Source organism: Pseudomonas sp. NPDC098740 (genome assembly GCF_044760065.1).
GTDB classification, from domain to species: Bacteria; Pseudomonadota; Gammaproteobacteria; order Pseudomonadales; family Pseudomonadaceae; genus Aquipseudomonas; species Aquipseudomonas rossensis.
Genome location: NZ_JBIWAM010000028.1, coordinates 55069 through 72885, shown reverse-complemented (window position 1 = coordinate 72885; position 17817 = coordinate 55069). Strand labels below are relative to the sequence as shown.

Here is a 17817-nt window from a genome sequence, read left to right as displayed (position 1 = left end):
CTATGAAGCATTGCTGCCGTGGAACTGCTCGCCGGAAATGCCACGGTAAACGGGAAGCGCATCTGACGGAAGGTGTGCTTCATGGATCGCATACCGTCGGATGGCCGATAGGGTCGAAAAATCAAATGCGGCATCATGCGGGCTCCGGCGACGGTGCGTCATACCCGCGCAAGTCCAGGACCCGCAGTTGTTTGCCGGAGCGTGGGTGAAGCTTCAGGGCTGTGACATCGCAGGACAGCACTCGCAGCTCCAACAGGCCCTCGCGGCTCAGTTCCTCGATGGCGCGATAGTGTTCAACCAGCGCCTCGTACAACTCTCGGCACACCGGTACGATGGCCATTGATAGCGCTGAGGGAACCCACTTCACACTCAAAATATCTTTGTATCCGTCATGTTCGATCAGCAGTTGCCATTGGTCGTTGTGGGCAATGCGTTGGACGATCTCGTGGATGTCATCGATCAGCAGCGACAGCACACCCACCCGCACTCGCTGGCTGTGCGCGCTACGTCCTTTGAGGGCGAATTTACGCCTTGGGGTTGAGCCGGGTTCGCGCCAGCACGCGCGGTCGCCCACCGGATAACGCAGCAGTGGCATGAGCCGTCGAGTCAGATTGGTCACCACCAATAATCCGGTGCGATCGCATTCTTCGATGACTTCACCGGTGAATTCATCGACGATCTCCAGAACGGTGTGTGGTTCAAACACCCGATGCTCGCCCAAGGCGCAGTCGCGGTCGCTGGCCCCGATAAGGCCGGCGTCTACACTGGCGTAGCCAATGGAAGCAATGCGCACGTTGGGAAACACGTCGGTGAGGATTGCCAACTGCGGGGCAAACAGGCTTTCGCCGCCGTACAGCAACGTATCAACCCCGCACAGTACTCGCCGATGCTGGTTCAGGTAGGCCGCGAATCGCAGCAGCTGTGCCGGGACACCGACCAGCACGTTGATCCGATGCTGATCGATCGCATCGGCCAGTACGTCCAGTTCGACTTGCCCGGAAAACGGAAACTCGCAGATGGATCGCCTCACATGTGCCAGCGCGTCGTGGATGAACAGAAAACTGGCGTAAAGATCACCGGAAAAAAACAGATTGGCGACACGGTCACCGTCGTTCAGCTGAGAGGAGAAACTTTCTCCGAACGTACTGACCAGTTCTTGCCATTCGTTATAGGTGTACACCGTCAGTTTGCCCTGGCTGGTCGATCCGCCGGTTTTAAACAGCAGCGCATCGTCGACCTTTCCGGTCAGGACTGGCCAATGACTCAAGTCATTGCTGTCAGACCAATAGTCCATGGCGTTGGTGAGCGGTATATCTTGTAACGTAACGCCCTGCGGCGGTAAGTTTTCCAGTTGCTGGCGGTAGAAGTTTGAATGTTGCCGTATGTAAGGCAGCAGTTGTTCGAGCGAATAAGTTGATTTCACTGGGTTCTCTCTTTTTTATATCAGGCGTCTAGACGGTTAAAAGCAAGTTGTGAGTGGCTGGTGGTATTTTTATTTTCTTTTATCAATAACCAAGGGTGTTTTGCCGCTGTGTTTGTTTCGAGTGAAAGCTTGCTCTGTGCACACTTGAACTTCGACAGTTAACAGTTTGGCGTTTACGGCATTTGCCAGTGCTTCATGGCTCAGCAATGCGTTGCGAACCTGGTTGATGTCTGCATCCGTTAGAACGTTGAGTCGCTCGACGCCATCAGGGGTGTGGTCGAGAACAATCTGAATGGGTGCGCCGACGGCATCCTGCAGAGCCGAAGGCGAAATGAACTCCGTGCCCATTCGAACCAGTTTGCCGTGGCGTTGGAGCAGTTCGAACCGGGGTGAGTCCAACCCGCACGGACAGGCTCCGGGTATCCAGCGACCGGTGTCGCCCACGTCATACCGGCGTACGGTTTGGCCTTGCCGCGCTCGTGAAGTAAACAGCAGGCGACCGATCTCATTAGCCTGAACCGGTTCATCCCGTTCGATCTGCACAATTTCCAGATGCTGGGTGTCGCACATCAAGTGAAACACCCCGTTCGCGGTGGCTGCGCACGCATGCCCCAAGGGACCGGCGTCGACGGAGCCATAGATCGCCGAGCGGATCATCGAGACCCCGCAGCTTTCCATGAGGCTCAGGCTGGTTTGGCCCGGATGCTCGCCGCCGAGGAACACTTTGCCAATACCTGCGTACGTGCGGAGTCGGGCCTGCTCGTTGAAGAACAGACGGTGCAAGGTGCTCGGCATGCCAATCAGCACGGTGACACGCTGGTCAACGATCAGTTGGGCGATTTCGCTGAAATCCTCGTCCTGAGGCGCACCCATGGGGAAGTGTGAGACGCCCATCTGTTCCAGTATTTTGGTAAAACTGAGGAAACCTCCGTACAGGCTGCCGCCATAAAACAGGTTCATGACCCGGTCCTGTGAAGGATCGAGCCCGGCGGCGAACAGGCCGTCTGCCGCTGCGCGCATCTGCCGTTGAAAGTCGCGATAGCTGAAACCGGCGAGGGCCGGAGGGCCGCTGCTCCCTCCTGAGCGAAAATACAATTGCGCCGCGGCGCCCATCGGCTGTGTCGTGAAGGTGTTTTTGTCCATGATCGGCGCATGGGCGGTGTCCGGGGCGGGCGGGACCGGGTCGAGCGTTGCCCGGCCAGGCAAAACATCCGGCAACAGACTCACCGAGAGGCGGCGACTCAGACGCGTCAACGCGTAGACGCCATCATGGGGCTCACCGGTGTAGCCGTCATGAATCCCTGCGCAAGGCGCAATACGGGTGACCCCAGCGTTGACCAGCGTTCGCACAAGTCCTGGCGTTTCTGTCGCAGAGCAAATCAGTGCGCAGCTTTGCAGGACAGTGCGCCAAGGCAACAGCGTCTCGGCGATCAAGTGTTGCGGTACGGGTTTGAGCAGCACCGTACGAAACAGCGGCGAAGGCGCGAGCGTCTGATGGTGTTCCCAGATGATCCGCCATCCGTGGCCGGCCCAGACCTGGCCGCTCTGGTTCGCAAAACAGTAATCCAGTTGCGCCATGGCCGTGCGGGTGGTGATCTCGCACGCTTCCTGGTCCGTGGGCACCAGCGCCGGCCAGTGCGAGGCACGACGCGTGAAGGCTTCGCTCAAACGCTCTCCCAGGTCCTGCAGGGTCGCCGGATCGTTGCTGTCCACCAGCACCCATTGCGGACTGGAACACGCTTGCTGATCCAGACTGCAAACCTCATCCACCAACGCATCCAGCGCCGAAGAGTTGGCCGCGTCAGGCGACAGATAAGCGAAACTGATCCTGTGCCCCCAATCGATCCAGCGACATCCGGTGGGGATTTGCTGACGAATCGCCTTGAGCGCCTTTTCACCGCCCCAGGCTGACACGCCATCGGCCTGAGCGCAGAGTTCGGCTATCCGGGAAGTGCCCACGGGCAGCACCGCGACGAATTCGGCAAGCCTGCCACTGGTGTCGCACTTCACAAAGGCAGCCAGCAATTGCGCAGTCAAACCCGTATCGCTGGCGCTGGGGCGTAACCAGTTAATGTTACCGGCCAGCAGGCTTTCGAGAACCGCGCAGAACGCCAGCATCGGCGCATTGCCCGGCGTCACATGCACCACCAGTCCCAACGGGTGCCAGCTTTCAAAATGTGGCTGCTGGTAGTCGATACGCCTCAGCGAACGGGGTTGCGAACCCAGTTCCCGCTCAAGCTTCCTGCTCAGGTTGCTGCACTGGCAGAAATCGATAAGTCCCTGACATTGATCGTCGTCGAGGGACAGGTTCAGACTGCGAGTCTGTAATTGCGTGGCGAAATGAGCGGCGGCCTTGATGACGGTCTCGCTGTCGATCGGTGCAGAAAGCAATCGGGGCAATTGTTTCTGAAGGCGCTCGAGGGCGCTTTCCGGGGTAACGTCGTCATGCAGTTGGCCATTGATGAGGTACATATCAAACCCCTCCCAGCAATTCGGAAGCCGCCATGGCGCAGCTGCGACTGGCGGTGGTGCCGGCACGTCCGTGCAGCTCGAACCAATCGGTCGTCAGGCCACATCCGCAACTTGCTCCCGGGTGCAGTGTCGCCAGATCGCCCATGACCACGGCATGCGCCGGGCTTGACGAAATGTACGGGGAGACGAATTCCAGCAAGCCGCGCTGGCCGTATGGCTGGACCGTGAAATCGGATGGGTTGCGCACGAAAACCTTCGAGTAAATGGGTGCATGAAAATGATGGCGGGCACATTGGATGTAGGGCACGGCATGCTCGACGGCACCGTAACCGTCCCGGCATCGGGACAGGTCGATACCTAATTGCCGGTTGATTCGGGCATACAGCTCAAGCAGGGGAATCTCTTGTGCGGCCTGGGTTTTCCAGCCGCCCCCCAAAAACACCAATGACTGAGCGGGTAGCTTGAGATTCGGTGCGCAGGTGTTTTCCATGTGCTGTAGCGCATGCGAAAGAAACGCAGGAAATCCGAGAATCCGCACGGGCAATCCCTCGTCGGCAAACTCCTGCAAGGCGCGAATCACGCCAAACAGGTCGACCTCGTGGCCTTTACCCGTCCGGCGCAATCCGTAGACGACGCGATTGACGGGAGCATAGCTGCAGAGAAACTGGTCGGTGTAAGCGGTGCCCAAGGTGATGGCAGCCTCAGGCTCGTAGCTCAGGAGCAAATAATTGCAGGGGCTTTGCGGAGTATCCCAGCCGTAGTACCTGAAAATGTGGCTCACCATGCCTTGAGCCGCGGCCATGCTGCGAGGGTCATAGCGCATACGACTCTTCTGGCCGCTGGTGCCGGATGAGGTCAGCTCCAGCGCGCCTTCGCCGGAGGGGCCGAACAACAAGTGACGTTTGAAATAGTTGGCGAAAATCGGTGGCAACCTGGACCAGTCATCCAGTGTCTCCAGGTCCTTTGCATCGAGCCCGTTGGCGTTTAGCCAGCGTTCGTAGCCAGGCGTGTGGTGACAATGAAACAGGCTGATTTCCCCCATTGCCTGGTCGAACAGGCCCTCGGGTACGGAATCCAGGCAATAGGGTTGCGTTAACGCGCAGAGCGCATCGGTGTGGGGTAAATGGATCATCAAAAGACCTACTGTGTGGTGTCAGACGGCAAGCGCGATGTGAGAGCGCCGCAGAAACAGGCGTAGGGGCGCCAGGCTCAGCAGCCCCGCGATACCCGCCATCAAAGCGAACGATTCGTGGCTGTCACCGGCACCGACGGCCGCAATAAGCGAGCCGCCGCCGCCCATGACGGCGATCGAGATCATGCCGATCATGGCCGAGACCAGACCTTTGCTGTCGTCGCTTGCAAATAGCGCAAGCCGGTACAGCGCGGCATTGCTCATGCCAAGCCCAACAGAGTAAAGCGCCAGGCAGCTGATCAGCACGACTGTCGAAGCACCGTAGAAGCTGACGACGACTAGCGCGATGAGCCCGCCGCAAAACGGCCAAAGCGCGTATCGAATCAGTTGTGGCAGTTCAGCGTTGGCAATCAGTCGGTTGAGAATCAGATTGCCGAGAATGACGGCCGCGAACACCGGGATTTGCCACAGGCCATAGTGCAGAGTTGAAAGCCCCTGGTTGTGGATCAGCAAGAGCGGCGCCAACCCGATCCAGGCAATCAAGGGCAGGCTCATCACGCCCAGCGCGACTGCGGCGCAAAGGAATTGCGGGTTAGTCAGCAACGCGACATAGCGGCGCACGGTGCCGTGCCATTCAAAACGCACGGCTTCCAGTCGCTGACCGTCGTGGCGCAGGGTGCCCACGGTTTCCGGCATGAACAGGTAAAGCCCGAGCCAGACCATCACGCCGCCGAGACCCAGCAGTAAAAACAGCTCTCGCCAGGACAACCACTCCAGCAGCAGACTGCCGAGCAACGGCCCCAGAAGCGGGGAGAGCAGTGCAACGTTCCCCAGCAACGCCATGATTTTGACCGCGTCGGCTTCGCAGAAAACTTCTTGCAGGGCCGGGTAGCTGACCGCGATGACAAACCCCAACCCCATGCCCTGAATCAGTCGCAAGCCATTGAACGCATAAATGCTTTGCACGTTGAACGCTGCGGCACAGGCCATGGCGAATACCGCACAGCCGGTGAGCAACATCCGGCGGCGACCGAAATGATCAGACAGCGGGCCAATCAGCCATTGCAGAAGCATGCCGCCGGCCAGATAAAGATTGAAGGCGTAGGGGACATGGTCGGGGCTGGCATCCAGTTGTCGGGTGACGGTCAACATGGCCGGCATAATCATGTCGCTGGCCATATAGGTCAGCAGTTCGAAAAAAGTTATTGCAAGGCAAAAGCCAAACAAATGGTGGGGGCTGATATTGATTAAAGGCTTGTGCATGGCATCCCTGTTCTTTGCTCAAAATTTAATAGCGGGTTTATTGCGATGCACCGAGAGTAATCATCGAATATGAATAGCTCAAATGGACGATTAAGACCGAAAGCTTCAATGGTTATCGCTATGTTTCGATGTGCACAGGGAAGGAAACAAGAAGTGAATACGCATGTACGAAAAATGCCCGCGACAGGGCGGGCATTTGTTCAATAGTTATTGGGTGGGGTATTTGCCTTACGAATGAATGTTCATTTATCCACGCTTTATGACACAACCAACCCTTATCGATGCTGGTAATAACCCGGCCCGCCACGGTCGTAATGGTGACCGCCGTGCCAGCCGCCGTGGGGGAAAACGATGCAGCCGCTCAGTGTCAGGAGAGCGAGCAGGGGAATCAGCAGTGTGATTCGACGGAGCATTTAAAAATCCTCATGGGGCAATAAAGCCAAATCTTTTGATCGGCTGTAACATGAGACCCCGTTTGTAGCGCCCCATCCCCAGAGAGCGGTAGGGGGCTTGGCATGCATTTGGATACAAACCGGACACATTTTTCAGATTCAGGAACTCGCAATGACTCAGTCGCAACGTTTGAAATACTCGATTCTGATCTCCCTCGTGGTGTTAGGGATCATGTTCGGCCTTTCGTATCTGCAAAACGCAGGCGTCATCAGCGAGAAGCTGTTTCAGTACATCGCCATCGGCGTGGCGGTGGTCGTGGTGGTGATCAATGGCATGATGCGTCGCAAGGTCAAACCCTGAGCGACGCACCTTGAGCGGATCACTCGCGATGGAGCATGGCTGCAGCGTGCGGATGCAGGCTGTAGCTTTTGTCCGGATTGAGCGTGACCACGCCTTCGCTGCACAAGCGTTTCAATACTTCCCGCACACTGAGAAAGGACAGGGGTATATCCAGGTCCAGCAAGTGGCTGTGCACGCCGCGCACGCCAAGGCTACGGTCGCTTTCGGCGGCGGTCAGCAAGGCGTCGATGACTTTGAGGCGGATCAGACTGGTTCGCAGACCATAGCTTTTGAGCAGCAGCCTGATCCGCTCGTTGCCATTGCGCTCGCCCCGTTGACTGAAAACACCGGAGCCCATGGCAGAGCTCTTTGGCGCATTGCTACCGTCCGTTGGCAGTTGCGAGTTGTACATGCAAAAACTCCTTTTCCGAGCCGGCCAGGAAATGTGATGGGTGCTCTCATTCAATAAGACGTACGAGCAGGGCAAATAATGAAGCCCCGAATGTAGAAATTTTGTCGCCATCACGTCAGCGGCCTGTGAGATGCCCGTAAAAAGCGCTTTTCACGGCCTAAATTTTTGTCATTTCATTCGTTTCTAGGGGAAGGCGCAGTGCGTGTATGACGCAGGGTGTTTGTATTTTCGATCAGGAGCGAGCGTGATTATTTCCAGGCAGTTAACCCGGTTGAGCCTTGCAGGCGTGTTGGTAGGCTTGAGTCTTGCGGCAAACGCACGCAGTCAGCCGGAGCAGGCGAGCGCCGACATCCGCCGGACCAGTTTCGGTGTGCCGCATATCCGTGCCGACAACGAGCGCGGGCTCGGTTATGGCATTGGATACGCCTACGCTCAGGACAACCTGTGCCTGCTGGCCAATGAGATCACCACCGTGAACGGCGAACGTTCACGCTATTTCGGCCCGGATCAGTTCACGGTCGAAGAGCGCGAAAACCTGGTCAGCGATCTGTTTTTCAATTGGCTGAACACGCCACAGGCCGTCGAGGGTTTCTGGCAAGCACAAACCCCGCCAGTGCGCGATCTTATTGAAGGTTATGTGGCGGGCTATAACCGTTCGCTGACAGAACGTCGGGTGCAGGGTTTGCCGCAGCAGTGTCAGGGTGACTGGGTGCGCGAGATAACCGCCCGGGATCTGGTCAAGTTGACGCGACGTCTGCTGGTCGAGGGCGGAGTAGGGCAGTTTGCCGAAGCCTTGGCCGGCGCGGCGCCACCCAAAGCCGTTGCTCCTGTGGCGGGTGAACCGGTGACGTTCCAGGTGGCCGCCTCGCGCATGCAGCGGTTTGCCCTGGACCGCGGCAGCAACGCCGTGGCGGTCGGCAGTGAGCGTTCTTTCAACGGCCGCGGCATGTTGCTGGCCAATCCGCATTTCCCTTGGGTCGGCGGGATGCGTTTCTATCAAATGCACCTGACCATTCCCGGCAAACTGGACGTCATGGGCGCGGCGCTGCCGGGGCTGCCGATGATCAACATCGGTTTCAACCAGCACCTGGCGTGGACCCACACCGTGGACTCGTCCAAGCATTTCACCTTGTATCGCCTGCAACTCGATCCCAAGGATTCGAGCCGTTATCTGCTCGACGGCAAGTCATTGCCGATGAAGAAACAGACCCTGACCGTGAACGTGAAACAACCGGATGGCCAGACCAGACCGGTTTCTCATGTGGTCTACAGTTCGCAGTTCGGTCCGATCGTGCAATGGCCCGGAAAGCTCGACTGGGACAACCAGTTCGCCTACAGCTTGCGCGACGCCAATCTGGATAACGATCGGGTCTTGCAGCAGTGGTATGCAATGAACCGCGCGGTCAGCCTCAAGGACTTGCAGGCTTCGGTGCACAAGATCCAGGGGATCCCGTGGGTCAACACCCTGGCGACGGATGACCAGGGGCAGACGCTGTACATGAATCTCTCGGTCGTGCCGAACGTCAGTGCCGACAAACTGGCCAGGTGCAGTGATCCGCGGGCCGGGTTGCAGATGATCGTCCTCGACGGTTCCAACAGTGCGTGTGCCTGGGACATCGACCCGACGGCTGCACAAAAAGGCATTTTTGCGGCAGACAAGTTGCCGCAGCTGTTGCGCAAGGATTTTGTGCAGCACTCCAACGATTCGGCCTGGATGGCCAACCCGGCGCAACCGCTCACCGGTTTTTCGCCACTGATCAGCCAGGACGGCCAGCCATTGGGGCTACGCTCGCGTTTTGCCCTGGATCGCCTGAACACGTTGAACAAGGCCGGCCCAATAGCAGCGGCGGATCTGCAACACATGGTGATGGACGACCAGGTGTATCAGGCGGCACAAGTGATGCCGGACCTGCTGCAGTTCTGTGCGGCGGCACTGGGTACCGATGCGCCAGCGCTCGCGCCGCTGTGTGCCAGTCTCAAGGCCTGGGATCGCAGTGCGAATCTGGACAGTGGTCTGGGGTTTGTGCATTTTCAGAATGTCATGGCGTCGCTACAGCAAACGCCTGACCTCTGGCGTGTGGCGTTCGATCCGAAAGACCCGCAACACACCCCGAGTGGCCTGGGGGTCGATCGCCCGGACGTCGCAAAGGCGGTTCGCGAGGCGATGCTGGCCTCGGTCGCGCAGATCAACAAGATGGGGCTCAAGGCCGATAGCCGCTGGGGTGATATCCAGGTGGTCAGCAGTGGCGGCCAGCAGACGCCGATTCACGGTGGACCTGGCACTCTGGGGGTTTATAACGCCATTCAGAGCGTGCCGAGAACCGACGGTAAACTCGAAGTTGTCAGCGGTACCAGCTATTTGCAGGTGGTGACTTTCGATGACAAGGGACCGCAGGCCCAGGGCCTGCTGGCGTTCTCGCTATCCAGTGATCCGGCCTCCAAGTACTCCAGAGACCAGACCCTGGCATTTTCCAGGAAGCAGTTGAGTGTGTTGCCGTTCACCGAACAGCAGATCACGTCCGATCCGAAGTACCAGGTTCAGACGATCCGCGAGCAGGATGAAAAAGCCGGGAAGGTGGCCGCACAGTAACGCTGACGATGCTTGAACCAGGAAATGAAGGCCGCACCCCGCAAAGGGTCGCGGCCTTCAGCTTTTTGGGGTTTGTTGCGGAATGGAATTGAGGACCGGATTGCCATCTTTGTTGCGGGTCAGGTAGACCGGCAATACCTTGGGCAGGGAAGCCACCAGGTTGTTGAGCTCTTTGATGTTGTAGATGCCGCCGATACGAATCGAGCCGGTACTGTTGTCGGCTACCATCACCGGTTTGTTCAAGTAGCGATTGATCAATGGCAATGCGTCGGTCAGCGCCAGATCATCGAGCACCAGTTTTCCGCTGCGCCACGCCAGTGAGTTGTCATTGTCGTAGGTCTGACTGATCCGGGGAGTGAAGTCGCCGCGTCTATAGCTAGCCTGCATCGCTGGCCCGAGGCGCAAACCGTCACCCGTAACGGCGTCATTGCTGCTCACCAGCACCGAACCTTCAATCAGGTTCACCCGTACCTGATCTTCATACATCCAGACGTTGAATTGGGTTCCGGTGACCCGAATCCTGCCTTCGGCCGCTTGGACAATGAAGGGGTGCCGAGTGTCATGGCTGACGCTGAAGAAGGCTTCGCCTTTTTTCAACGTGATCCGACGCTGGTCTTTGTAGTTGCTGAACGTCAGCTCACTGCCCAGGTTCAGTTCCACCTGACTGCCATCACTCAGGGTGACCTGGCGGACATTGTCGTTCGCCTCGAAATGTTGGTAGGAATTGGGCAGCCAGCCCAGGTTCCAGCCGCTATAGGCCGCCAGTGGCAACGCCATGGCGCAAACCGCCGCTGCGATACCGAAGGTGCGCCAAGGCGTAGCTGGTTTGGCGCGGACCATCGGGACCACCACGGTTTCTGGCCGTGGCAGGTCGCCCGCGACATCCCAGATCTCCAGCATGGCCTCGTACTCGAACGCGTGAAGCGGATGAGCGTCATGCCATTGCTCGAACGCCAGCCGCTCTTCAGCAGTGCAATCGATGGCGTGCAGACGCATGCACCAATGCGCAGCGGCATCGGTGACAGCGTCGTATTCGGCTTGCGAGAGAGGGTTGTCGGTCATTGACTCATCCTGATTTCCTGCATTCTAACCTTGTGAGGAAGTCTGCGAGAACATCCGTCATGGCAGTTACCCATCAAACGGGCACTTATTTTTCGATTCATGGGGTACTGGTGTGCAGTTGGCGCCCCATATGGCTGATGAGCCATGCAACGCTGTCAGCGTTGCCGAGTTGCACCTTGAGTCTGACCAGTGGATCTCTCTTGAAAATTTTACGGGCACCGCTCAGGTTTTCTCCGCCGGTCAAGGTCAATATATGCGCTTTTACCCGATCAGTATTTTCATATGAAGTGCTGCCCGGATCCTCCCACTCACCGGTATCAGGATCCTGGGTCATGAACAGCTGAGTCAGGGGTGTCTTGATCGAGAGTGCGGTGTCCTGAAGGGTGTTCAACGCGTCCTTGAGGTCTCTGGCGGTTGTGCTGGTCGTATTGATCAGATGGGAGAATGGTTTGCCGGAATCGAGGTAAGCAATGTCTTCGGTGTTGCAGAAGAGGTGGGAAAGCTCATGAATAAGGGTTGCTGCTCGAGCATGGGTGTTGATTGGGAAGGAGGGGTCGGAAAGATGTGGGTGGTAGCTGTCGAAACCGGTGTTGAAGAATTTTTCTGCCAGATAAATTTTCCGCTTTGCATCCGTTGGAATGGTGAAAGCGAATGACGTTTCCGCACCACTGACCAGCCTGCCGATTACAAAACGACTGCTCTTCGGCTTTCTGAGTGAAGGGTCCAACAAGGCCGCAAAAATGTCGCCCAAGACTTTTTCAAGCTGCGCCACATGCGCGGACTGCACCTGCGGTACATCAATAAAATCCATGATGAGTTGATGCACGGGGGTAACCGTGTCGTCGGAGGACTTCAGCAATTGCAGGTTTTGAAAGCAGTTCCAGGCATAGGTGGTTGCCAGGTCCAACGCTTCGTCAATTTGACGAGCCTTTTGCGGAAACAGTCGACGGATTTCGGGCATTCCACTGGCATCGACGTTCATGCCCTCCCAAACCGAAAATGCGGTGCGCAACCGATTGCCGATGCTGAAACGGGGCGCTGGCGTTTGCCTATCCAGAACCCATTGTTTCGACACGTTCTGACTCAGCCGAGGACCGCGAACGTTTGTGTCGGCGATGCGCCAGCGTGTGCCGCGCTTTGCGACCGGATATACCTTTCCTTCAACCGGTGCGTAGGTTTTTTTTGTCGTCGGATGAGTATAGAGCCCAAGACTTGAGTTTAATGTGAGCGAATTCAGATCGACGTCGATGCTTCCATGACGCTTCAACTGCGTACGTTCGGGGGCTGTAATGGCAACGTTCTGCCATTTGAACCGGGTATCGGGCGTTTCTGGCGCAGGTGCACTTGGCGTAGAAGATGGCTTCGCTTGCCCTTCCAGCGATTGTCGCAACGTGGCGAGTTGTGCAATGCCGCTGATGAACTCTTTTATCGCCGCCCCCCATTTGTGCATCTGAAGGTCTTCGGCGGATTGCTTGATGTCGCGATAACTGCGCCACACCGTGATCGGGTAGGCAAGCTTGCCCGTCAAGAACGTAAATGCCTCATTCAAATCTTCACCCAGCACATGCTTGATGGTTGCCCATTCACCCTGCTTGTTGTCATCGGTCTGACAACCGAGCAATCGGACTAATAAGTCGACGTTGTCGTTGAACAAGTGTTTGAACAGATTCCCCTTGATCGGATTGGACGCCAGCGTCACTTCGGGGAGGCGGTTACTGGCGGTCGCCATCCGGTTTTCCAACAGCATCCGGTCAGGTTGCGGCAGATTCATGAGTACCCAATCGAGCAGCGAACCGCGGGTCTTCAGCTCTGTCAGCAATTGTTTCTCGTTTTCATATTCTTTGACTCCGTGCCGAGGGTTATGAGGCGCGACAAGGACCTGTGGCGCGGTGCTATCGGCCGATGAGCCAATCAGATAGACGCCTGGCACTTTGACCGCCTGTTCACTCTTGATGCCCAGGAGCTCGAGTGGGCGGATGATCGCGTGGGCACCGTCGACTGCCGCGCGGGCGATAGCGTCAGGCATGTCCATGACCTGGCGTATCAGATCAAACCCCGTCTCGCTCAGGCGCTCCTGCAATTTTTTCGTGTGGGCGTAATGCATCAGCTGCCAGGGTAATTGCGTGTAAAACCGCTTCCTGCGGTCCGCTGCGTTTGCCTGGGTGTCTGCAAAGGCTTCGTTCAATGTTTTCTGCTGATGTTCGCCCAGCTTCAAGTTTCGTATCAGGTCTCTGATGTAGCTTTGGTCCATGTCCTCGGGAATCTCGGTGTTATCAAGCGACACCAGTGTGAAATGGGTTTTGTCCAGATCCTTGAAATGGGTCAGTGCAAAGTCGGTCAGGGTTTGGGTGCTGGCCGCAGACCTCGAGCGTTTGTGGATCTGGATCTGGACCTTATCCGGATCGATGTCAAAGGTGTCTGCCTTGAGTTGTTTTTCAAGCTCATGGTGCGCCGTGCGCGCCAGGGAGCGTATGCCGGTGAGGTAGTCCTGGTCGTCGGTGACGTTGTCGAGGTATTGCTGAAGCAACTCCCCATGCAATATCTGATCTTTGATGGACGCCTTGGCCAGCCATGCCGGCAGTTTTTGCTGGGTCGTCAGGGATTGGGCAATGTCCGTCACACGGTCTAACCCCGTCATCGGTTCACGCAGTGCCACCAGCTTCAGGAGACTGGCCAGGGCCGGCTCGGGGAGCTTCGTGGCCAGCGCACGGGTGACGCACGCCTCGTCCAGCTGGACATAGGGACTTTGCACGTGTTCGAGAAAATGCTCATCTATTCGCTGCAGGGGCGCCAGGGTGTAAGTCTGCCCAGCCACTCTCTCACTACGTCCGAGGTTCTCCAGAAGTGAGGTGCGATCATCGTCGTCCTTGAGGCGTCGCCCCAGCTCGGTCAGCAGCGGTGCCAACGCCTTGTAGGCTTCAAATCCCGACGCAGGCGTCCATAGAATCGCCTTGCCCGAATGCAACGGGTCCAGGCCTCCTCGTTCGGTCAGCACAAAACAACTGGCCAGTTTCAACGGGTCGACAGCGTCGCCTGCCTTCAGCGCCAAGGAAAACACGTCCGGCAAAAAGCCGTTCAATGCAGCTCGCTGCAAGCGTACCGGGGTATCGAGCACGGTGTTGATGATCGTCTGTTCCGTCGCACCCAGGGTGCGCATGACGGTGTGCAGCTTCAATTCACTGCGCAATGCCGTTGACAGGGTCTGAGTGAAACGCGATTGCAAGCTTCCGAGTGACGAATCGACGATGCTCTGCGCCTCGGTAATCGTGCGGGTTGTTGCGGGAATGACCGGGAGGTTTTCGAGGAGTAGGTCGAGCGGCCGCTTAACGGTGGAGAGAAGGGCCAGATGCTCTTTGGCCGACTCGCCACGAACGGTGGCTGGTTGCGCGCTCAGGCGCCGGTCTGCGTGTGTACTCCAGCGTCCTGCGGCATCGGCCGCCAGCAGTCGTTCGTCGATCAGTCTCCGGACATCCAGTGCGTTGTCGAACAAGGCACGGGGATCCTGCGTGCCTTCGCTTTCACGGTAACGGCTCAGCGCATGGGAAAGATTCTCTCGTTGCTTGCCAAGGATGTCAGTCATCAACTGTTCAAACACCGGGCCGATGATCGGTTCACCGACAATCACTTGTTCATCCGGCTCCATTGAAAGAAACGTAGCGCGTTCGTCCAAGGACATGAAGTTGAGCAGCGTGTCTTCACGCCCTTCGCTTTTCAACATCTGCGCGACGATTTTCCTGACAGCGGGCAGGTCGCTCGTTGCCTCGATGCCTCTGGACGGGGTGTACAGAAAGCCCAGCGTGTCGCTGCTGCCGATCATCACGGTCGAGGCGAGCTCCACGTAATGCTTGAAGGGGGCGGTGACACGTACTTTTTCGATACGAAGAGGATCGTCGGTGTCAGGTACGAGGCTGACATTCATCAGTCGTAGGTATTCCTGCGTCGTTAGCACACTTTGCTGACGCTGAAGCAAAAGCTTCACGTGAAAGGTATCGCGCAAAACCTCGGCAAAAACCTCCCGGCGTGACTGCCCATTGTTCATCGGTGTATTCCAGAACGTCTTGAGCAGGCCTTGCAAGTGAGGGGTAAAACTTTGCGCGATCTCTTTGACTGCGCTTTCCCAGGCCTGAATATCGGCGTTGCTGCTCACACTGTGTTGGGGATTGGAAAAGACTCTGGAATCGACAGTCGGCCACTCGTTGGTCAGGTAGTAATGCAGCAGGGCATCGCTCAGTGAATGCGAGGAAAGCAATTGTTGGTCATCGCTGTCGATGACAAAGCTCTTCAGTCGAGTAAGGCGCTGGTCCAGTTTGGGGAACGGCTTGTGCAACGCGTTCTTGAGGGTCTCGTCCAGCATCGATTGCAGCGTTGGCAGCTTGACCAGCTCGCCCATCATCGTCTTGATGTTCTGAGCCTGATTGCGCTCGAGGGTGAGCTCCTGGTCCTGGAACACCGCACCTTCAATTATTTGCGTGGTAATTTCTGGCGCAGTGGCGGCGGGTAAAGCGCTGCGTTGTTCGATGGAGAGAAAGCGCAATAACTCACGCTTGCCAGTGGGCTGTGCCAACCATTCCTTGAGTCTGCTTTTGAGGTCCTCCATGTCCGCGAATTTGATCAGGCCTTTCCACGGTGTGTAGAGCGTGACTTCTCCATCGTTGGGCCGGCTCATGGCAAAGGCGCCGGCCAGGGGGATATCTGGTGCATCAGGTACGCTTAAAAGCAGCTGGTCGACGTGCATGGGCTCGCTATTGGCGATACGGGCTTCATGCGTCGCCAGATAAACAGCATTCAACCACTTCAGGTCATCAATCGTGAAGGACAGTGCCTTTTCGCGTTCACCGGGCTGTTCGGCTTTGGATGCAAGTACTGCGTCGTCGAAAAAATACGGCAGTGGGGGAGCAATCATGGTTTTTCCTCGATGTGCTGCGATCGACGGTTAATCGCAGGCTGTTGGATTGAGGAAAAACAGTACGGCCAGTGGCAGGCTTGGGTGCGGTACATATTGCTTGATGCGAACAGGCTGTCGAGACTTGACAGGACGACGGTAAAACAGCGCTTAATCGACAACTGTTTTGGGTTGCCCTGCAACCTCGCTTCACCCTGTTGCCCGTACTCAATAATAAAACTGGAGCTTCAGATGACCGCAACGCCCGAAGTGGCCGTCAGTTCGAACACTCAAACGCTCGATTTCGACGCGCTCGTTCTTTTGCTTGAGCAGATTTTTCAGCGCCATGGCACCTCCGCCGAGGTGGCCAGGACACTGGCCCTCAACTGCGCCGGCGCCGAACGCGATGGCGCCCATAGCCATGGCGTGTTCCGCATTCCCGGTTACGTGTCGACGCTCCAGAGCGGCTGGGTCAATGGCCAGGCCGTGCCGGTGGTCGAGGACGTGGCTTCGGGGTTTGTCCGGGTCGACGCCGGTAATGGTTTCGCCCAACCGGCCCTCGCCGCAGCACGCGGTTTGTTGGTGGAAAAAGCCCGCAGCGCCGGCATCGCGGTGCTGGCGATTCGTAACTCCCACCATTTCGCAGCCTTGTGGCCGGATGTCGAGCCTTTCGCCTATGAAGGGCTGGTGGCGCTGAGCGTGGTCAACAGCATGACCTGCGTGGTGCCGCACGGTGCCGATCGTCCGCTGTTCGGGACCAACCCGATTGCTTTTGCCGCCCCTCGGGCTGACGGCGATCCGATTGTCTTCGACCTGGCGACCAGCGCCATTGCTCATGGCGATGTGCAGATCGCCGCGCGCAAGGGCGAGCGTTTGCCGCCAGGCATGGGGGTGGACGGTCTCGGCCAGCCGACCCAGGACCCGAAAGCGATTCTTGAGGGCGGCGCGTTGCTGCCGTTTGGCGGGCATAAAGGTTCGGCGCTGTCGATGATGGTCGAGCTGTTGGCGGCGGCGTTGACCGGCGGCAATTTTTCCTTCGAGTTCGATTGGTCGAACCATCCGGGGGCCAAGACGCCGTGGACTGGCCAACTGTTGATCGTGATCGACCCGAGCAAGGCGGCCGGGCAGAATTTTGCCGAGCGCAGTCAGGAACTGGTCCGGCAGATGCACGGTGTGGGGCTCAAGCGTTTGCCGGGGGATCGACGTCACCAACAACGGGCCAAGTCCAGCACCGAAGGCATCCGGCTCGATGCTCAGACGTTGGCGAGTTTGCGGGAATTGGCCGGGCTCTGAGTCCTGCATACTCTCAGTCTGCATAAAAGCCGGGCATGAAAAAGGCGAGCTGCGTGCTCGCCTTTTTGCTGGGTACGGATTAAAACGGGGTCGCTTAACGCCGACCCAGCAACAACCCGACTACCAGGCCGAAACCGGCAGAGATCGCCACGGTTTGCCACGGATGACCACCGATGTAGGTTTCAGTGGCTTCGACCGCAGGTTTGGTCCGGTCACGAACGCGGGTGACGGAGTCCCGAGCCTGCTGAAGTTTCTGAGCGATTTGCCCACGAAGTGTGTCCGCTTCCTCACCCACCAGTGAGGCGCTGCTTTTGAGCAGTTTTTCCGATTCTTCGATCAGAGCCTGAAGTTCGCTGAAGGCCTGATCCTTGATCTGGTCTTCGGCGATTTGTGCGGCGGTTTTCCGGGCCATTGAGGTACTCCTTGCAGATAAATGGACAGTGAACAATGGAGTCTGCCGTCAGCGAAAAAGTTGCAGTGGATTTTCGCGTTGACCCAACCCTGACGAAAAATCCTGAGTCGGACATTTCTTCCTACAGTGTAAGATGTCGCCTAT

12 protein-coding genes are annotated in these 17817 nt (G+C 57.5%); 3 read left to right on the top strand and 9 right to left on the bottom strand.

What is annotated here, in order from left to right; genetic code table 11:
- Nucleotides 1-133: 133 nt before the first annotated feature.
- The 5 genes from ACIQU2_RS25205 to ACIQU2_RS25185 form a co-directional block, all read right to left on the bottom strand.
- The gene (locus ACIQU2_RS25205) at nt 134-1423 is read right to left on the bottom strand and encodes a phenylacetate--CoA ligase family protein (protein ID WP_403144739.1); all 1290 of its coding nucleotides are present in this window, start codon (nt 1421-1423) and stop codon (nt 134-136) included.
- Between the two features lie 69 nt (nt 1424-1492).
- Nucleotides 1493-3895: an aldehyde dehydrogenase family protein gene (locus tag ACIQU2_RS25200; RefSeq protein WP_403144736.1), complete on the bottom strand. Its 2403-nt coding sequence runs from the start codon at nt 3893-3895 to the stop codon at nt 1493-1495.
- Between the two features lies 1 nt (nt 3896).
- Complete coding sequence (locus tag ACIQU2_RS25195) at nt 3897-5027, bottom strand: acyl-protein synthase (protein WP_347805933.1); 1131 nt, start codon at nt 5025-5027, stop codon at nt 3897-3899.
- 21 nt (nt 5028-5048) lie between these two features.
- A complete protein-coding gene (locus ACIQU2_RS25190) occupies nt 5049-6290 on the bottom strand; it encodes an MFS transporter (protein ID WP_403144732.1) in 1242 nt (413 codons plus the stop codon).
- A 275-nt stretch (nt 6291-6565) separates the two neighbouring features.
- On the bottom strand, nt 6566-6703 hold the full coding sequence (locus tag ACIQU2_RS25185; protein ID WP_347805931.1) for a hypothetical protein: 138 nt from the start codon (nt 6701-6703) through the stop codon (nt 6566-6568).
- Nucleotides 6704-6854: 151 nt separating this feature from the next.
- On the opposite strand from ACIQU2_RS25185, the gene ACIQU2_RS25180 reads away from it, so the two are divergent.
- Nucleotides 6855-7043, top strand: a complete 189-nt coding sequence (locus ACIQU2_RS25180) for a hypothetical protein (protein ID WP_347805930.1) — start codon at nt 6855-6857, stop codon at nt 7041-7043.
- A 19-nt stretch (nt 7044-7062) separates the two neighbouring features.
- Here the strand turns inward: ACIQU2_RS25180 and ACIQU2_RS25175 are convergent, their stop codons facing one another.
- Nucleotides 7063-7434 (bottom strand): fe2+ zn2+ uptake regulation protein, encoded by a 372-nt coding sequence (locus ACIQU2_RS25175; RefSeq protein WP_347805929.1) that lies wholly within the window; start codon nt 7432-7434, stop codon nt 7063-7065.
- Between the two features lie 244 nt (nt 7435-7678).
- Between ACIQU2_RS25175 and ACIQU2_RS25170 the strand changes: the two genes are divergently transcribed.
- Complete coding sequence (locus ACIQU2_RS25170) at nt 7679-10024, top strand: acylase (RefSeq protein WP_403144728.1); 2346 nt, start codon at nt 7679-7681, stop codon at nt 10022-10024.
- Nucleotides 10025-10081: 57 nt separating this feature from the next.
- On the opposite strand, the gene ACIQU2_RS25165 is transcribed toward ACIQU2_RS25170, so the two are convergent.
- Complete coding sequence (locus ACIQU2_RS25165; RefSeq protein ID WP_403144727.1) at nt 10082-11086, bottom strand: FecR family protein; 1005 nt, start codon at nt 11084-11086, stop codon at nt 10082-10084.
- A 97-nt stretch (nt 11087-11183) separates the two neighbouring features.
- Nucleotides 11184-15989, bottom strand: coding sequence for a dermonecrotic toxin domain-containing protein (locus ACIQU2_RS25160; protein WP_403144725.1), 4806 nt, complete (start codon nt 15987-15989; stop codon nt 11184-11186).
- A 231-nt stretch (nt 15990-16220) separates the two neighbouring features.
- Between ACIQU2_RS25160 and ACIQU2_RS25155 the strand changes: the two genes are divergently transcribed.
- Nucleotides 16221-17261 (top strand): Ldh family oxidoreductase, encoded by a 1041-nt coding sequence (locus ACIQU2_RS25155; protein WP_347806430.1) that lies wholly within the window; start codon nt 16221-16223, stop codon nt 17259-17261.
- A gap of 94 nt (nt 17262-17355) precedes the next feature.
- On the opposite strand, the gene ACIQU2_RS25150 is transcribed toward ACIQU2_RS25155, so the two are convergent.
- Nucleotides 17356-17673 carry a DUF883 family protein gene (locus ACIQU2_RS25150; protein WP_347806431.1) on the bottom strand — a complete coding sequence of 106 codons (318 nt, stop codon included), beginning with the start codon at nt 17671-17673 and terminating at the stop codon, nt 17356-17358.
- Nucleotides 17674-17817 lie beyond the last annotated feature (144 nt).

Coding starts and splice junctions, on each gene's coding strand:
- ACIQU2_RS25190 (WP_403144732.1), bottom strand. CDS start 6,290: ATGCACAAGCCTTTAATCAATATCAGCCCCCACCATTTGTTTGGCTTT.
- ACIQU2_RS25180 (WP_347805930.1), top strand. CDS start 6,855: ATGACTCAGTCGCAACGTTTGAAATACTCGATTCTGATCTCCCTCGTG.
- ACIQU2_RS25200 (WP_403144736.1), bottom strand. CDS start 3,895: ATGTACCTCATCAATGGCCAACTGCATGACGACGTTACCCCGGAAAGC.
- ACIQU2_RS25195 (WP_347805933.1), bottom strand. CDS start 5,027: ATGATCCATTTACCCCACACCGATGCGCTCTGCGCGTTAACGCAACCC.
- ACIQU2_RS25165 (WP_403144727.1), bottom strand. CDS start 11,086: ATGACCGACAACCCTCTCTCGCAAGCCGAATACGACGCTGTCACCGAT.
- ACIQU2_RS25185 (WP_347805931.1), bottom strand. CDS start 6,703: ATGCTCCGTCGAATCACACTGCTGATTCCCCTGCTCGCTCTCCTGACA.
- ACIQU2_RS25175 (WP_347805929.1), bottom strand. CDS start 7,434: ATGTACAACTCGCAACTGCCAACGGACGGTAGCAATGCGCCAAAGAGC.
- ACIQU2_RS25155 (WP_347806430.1), top strand. CDS start 16,221: ATGACCGCAACGCCCGAAGTGGCCGTCAGTTCGAACACTCAAACGCTC.
- ACIQU2_RS25150 (WP_347806431.1), bottom strand. CDS start 17,673: ATGGCCCGGAAAACCGCCGCACAAATCGCCGAAGACCAGATCAAGGAT.
- ACIQU2_RS25160 (WP_403144725.1), bottom strand. CDS start 15,989: ATGATTGCTCCCCCACTGCCGTATTTTTTCGACGACGCAGTACTTGCA.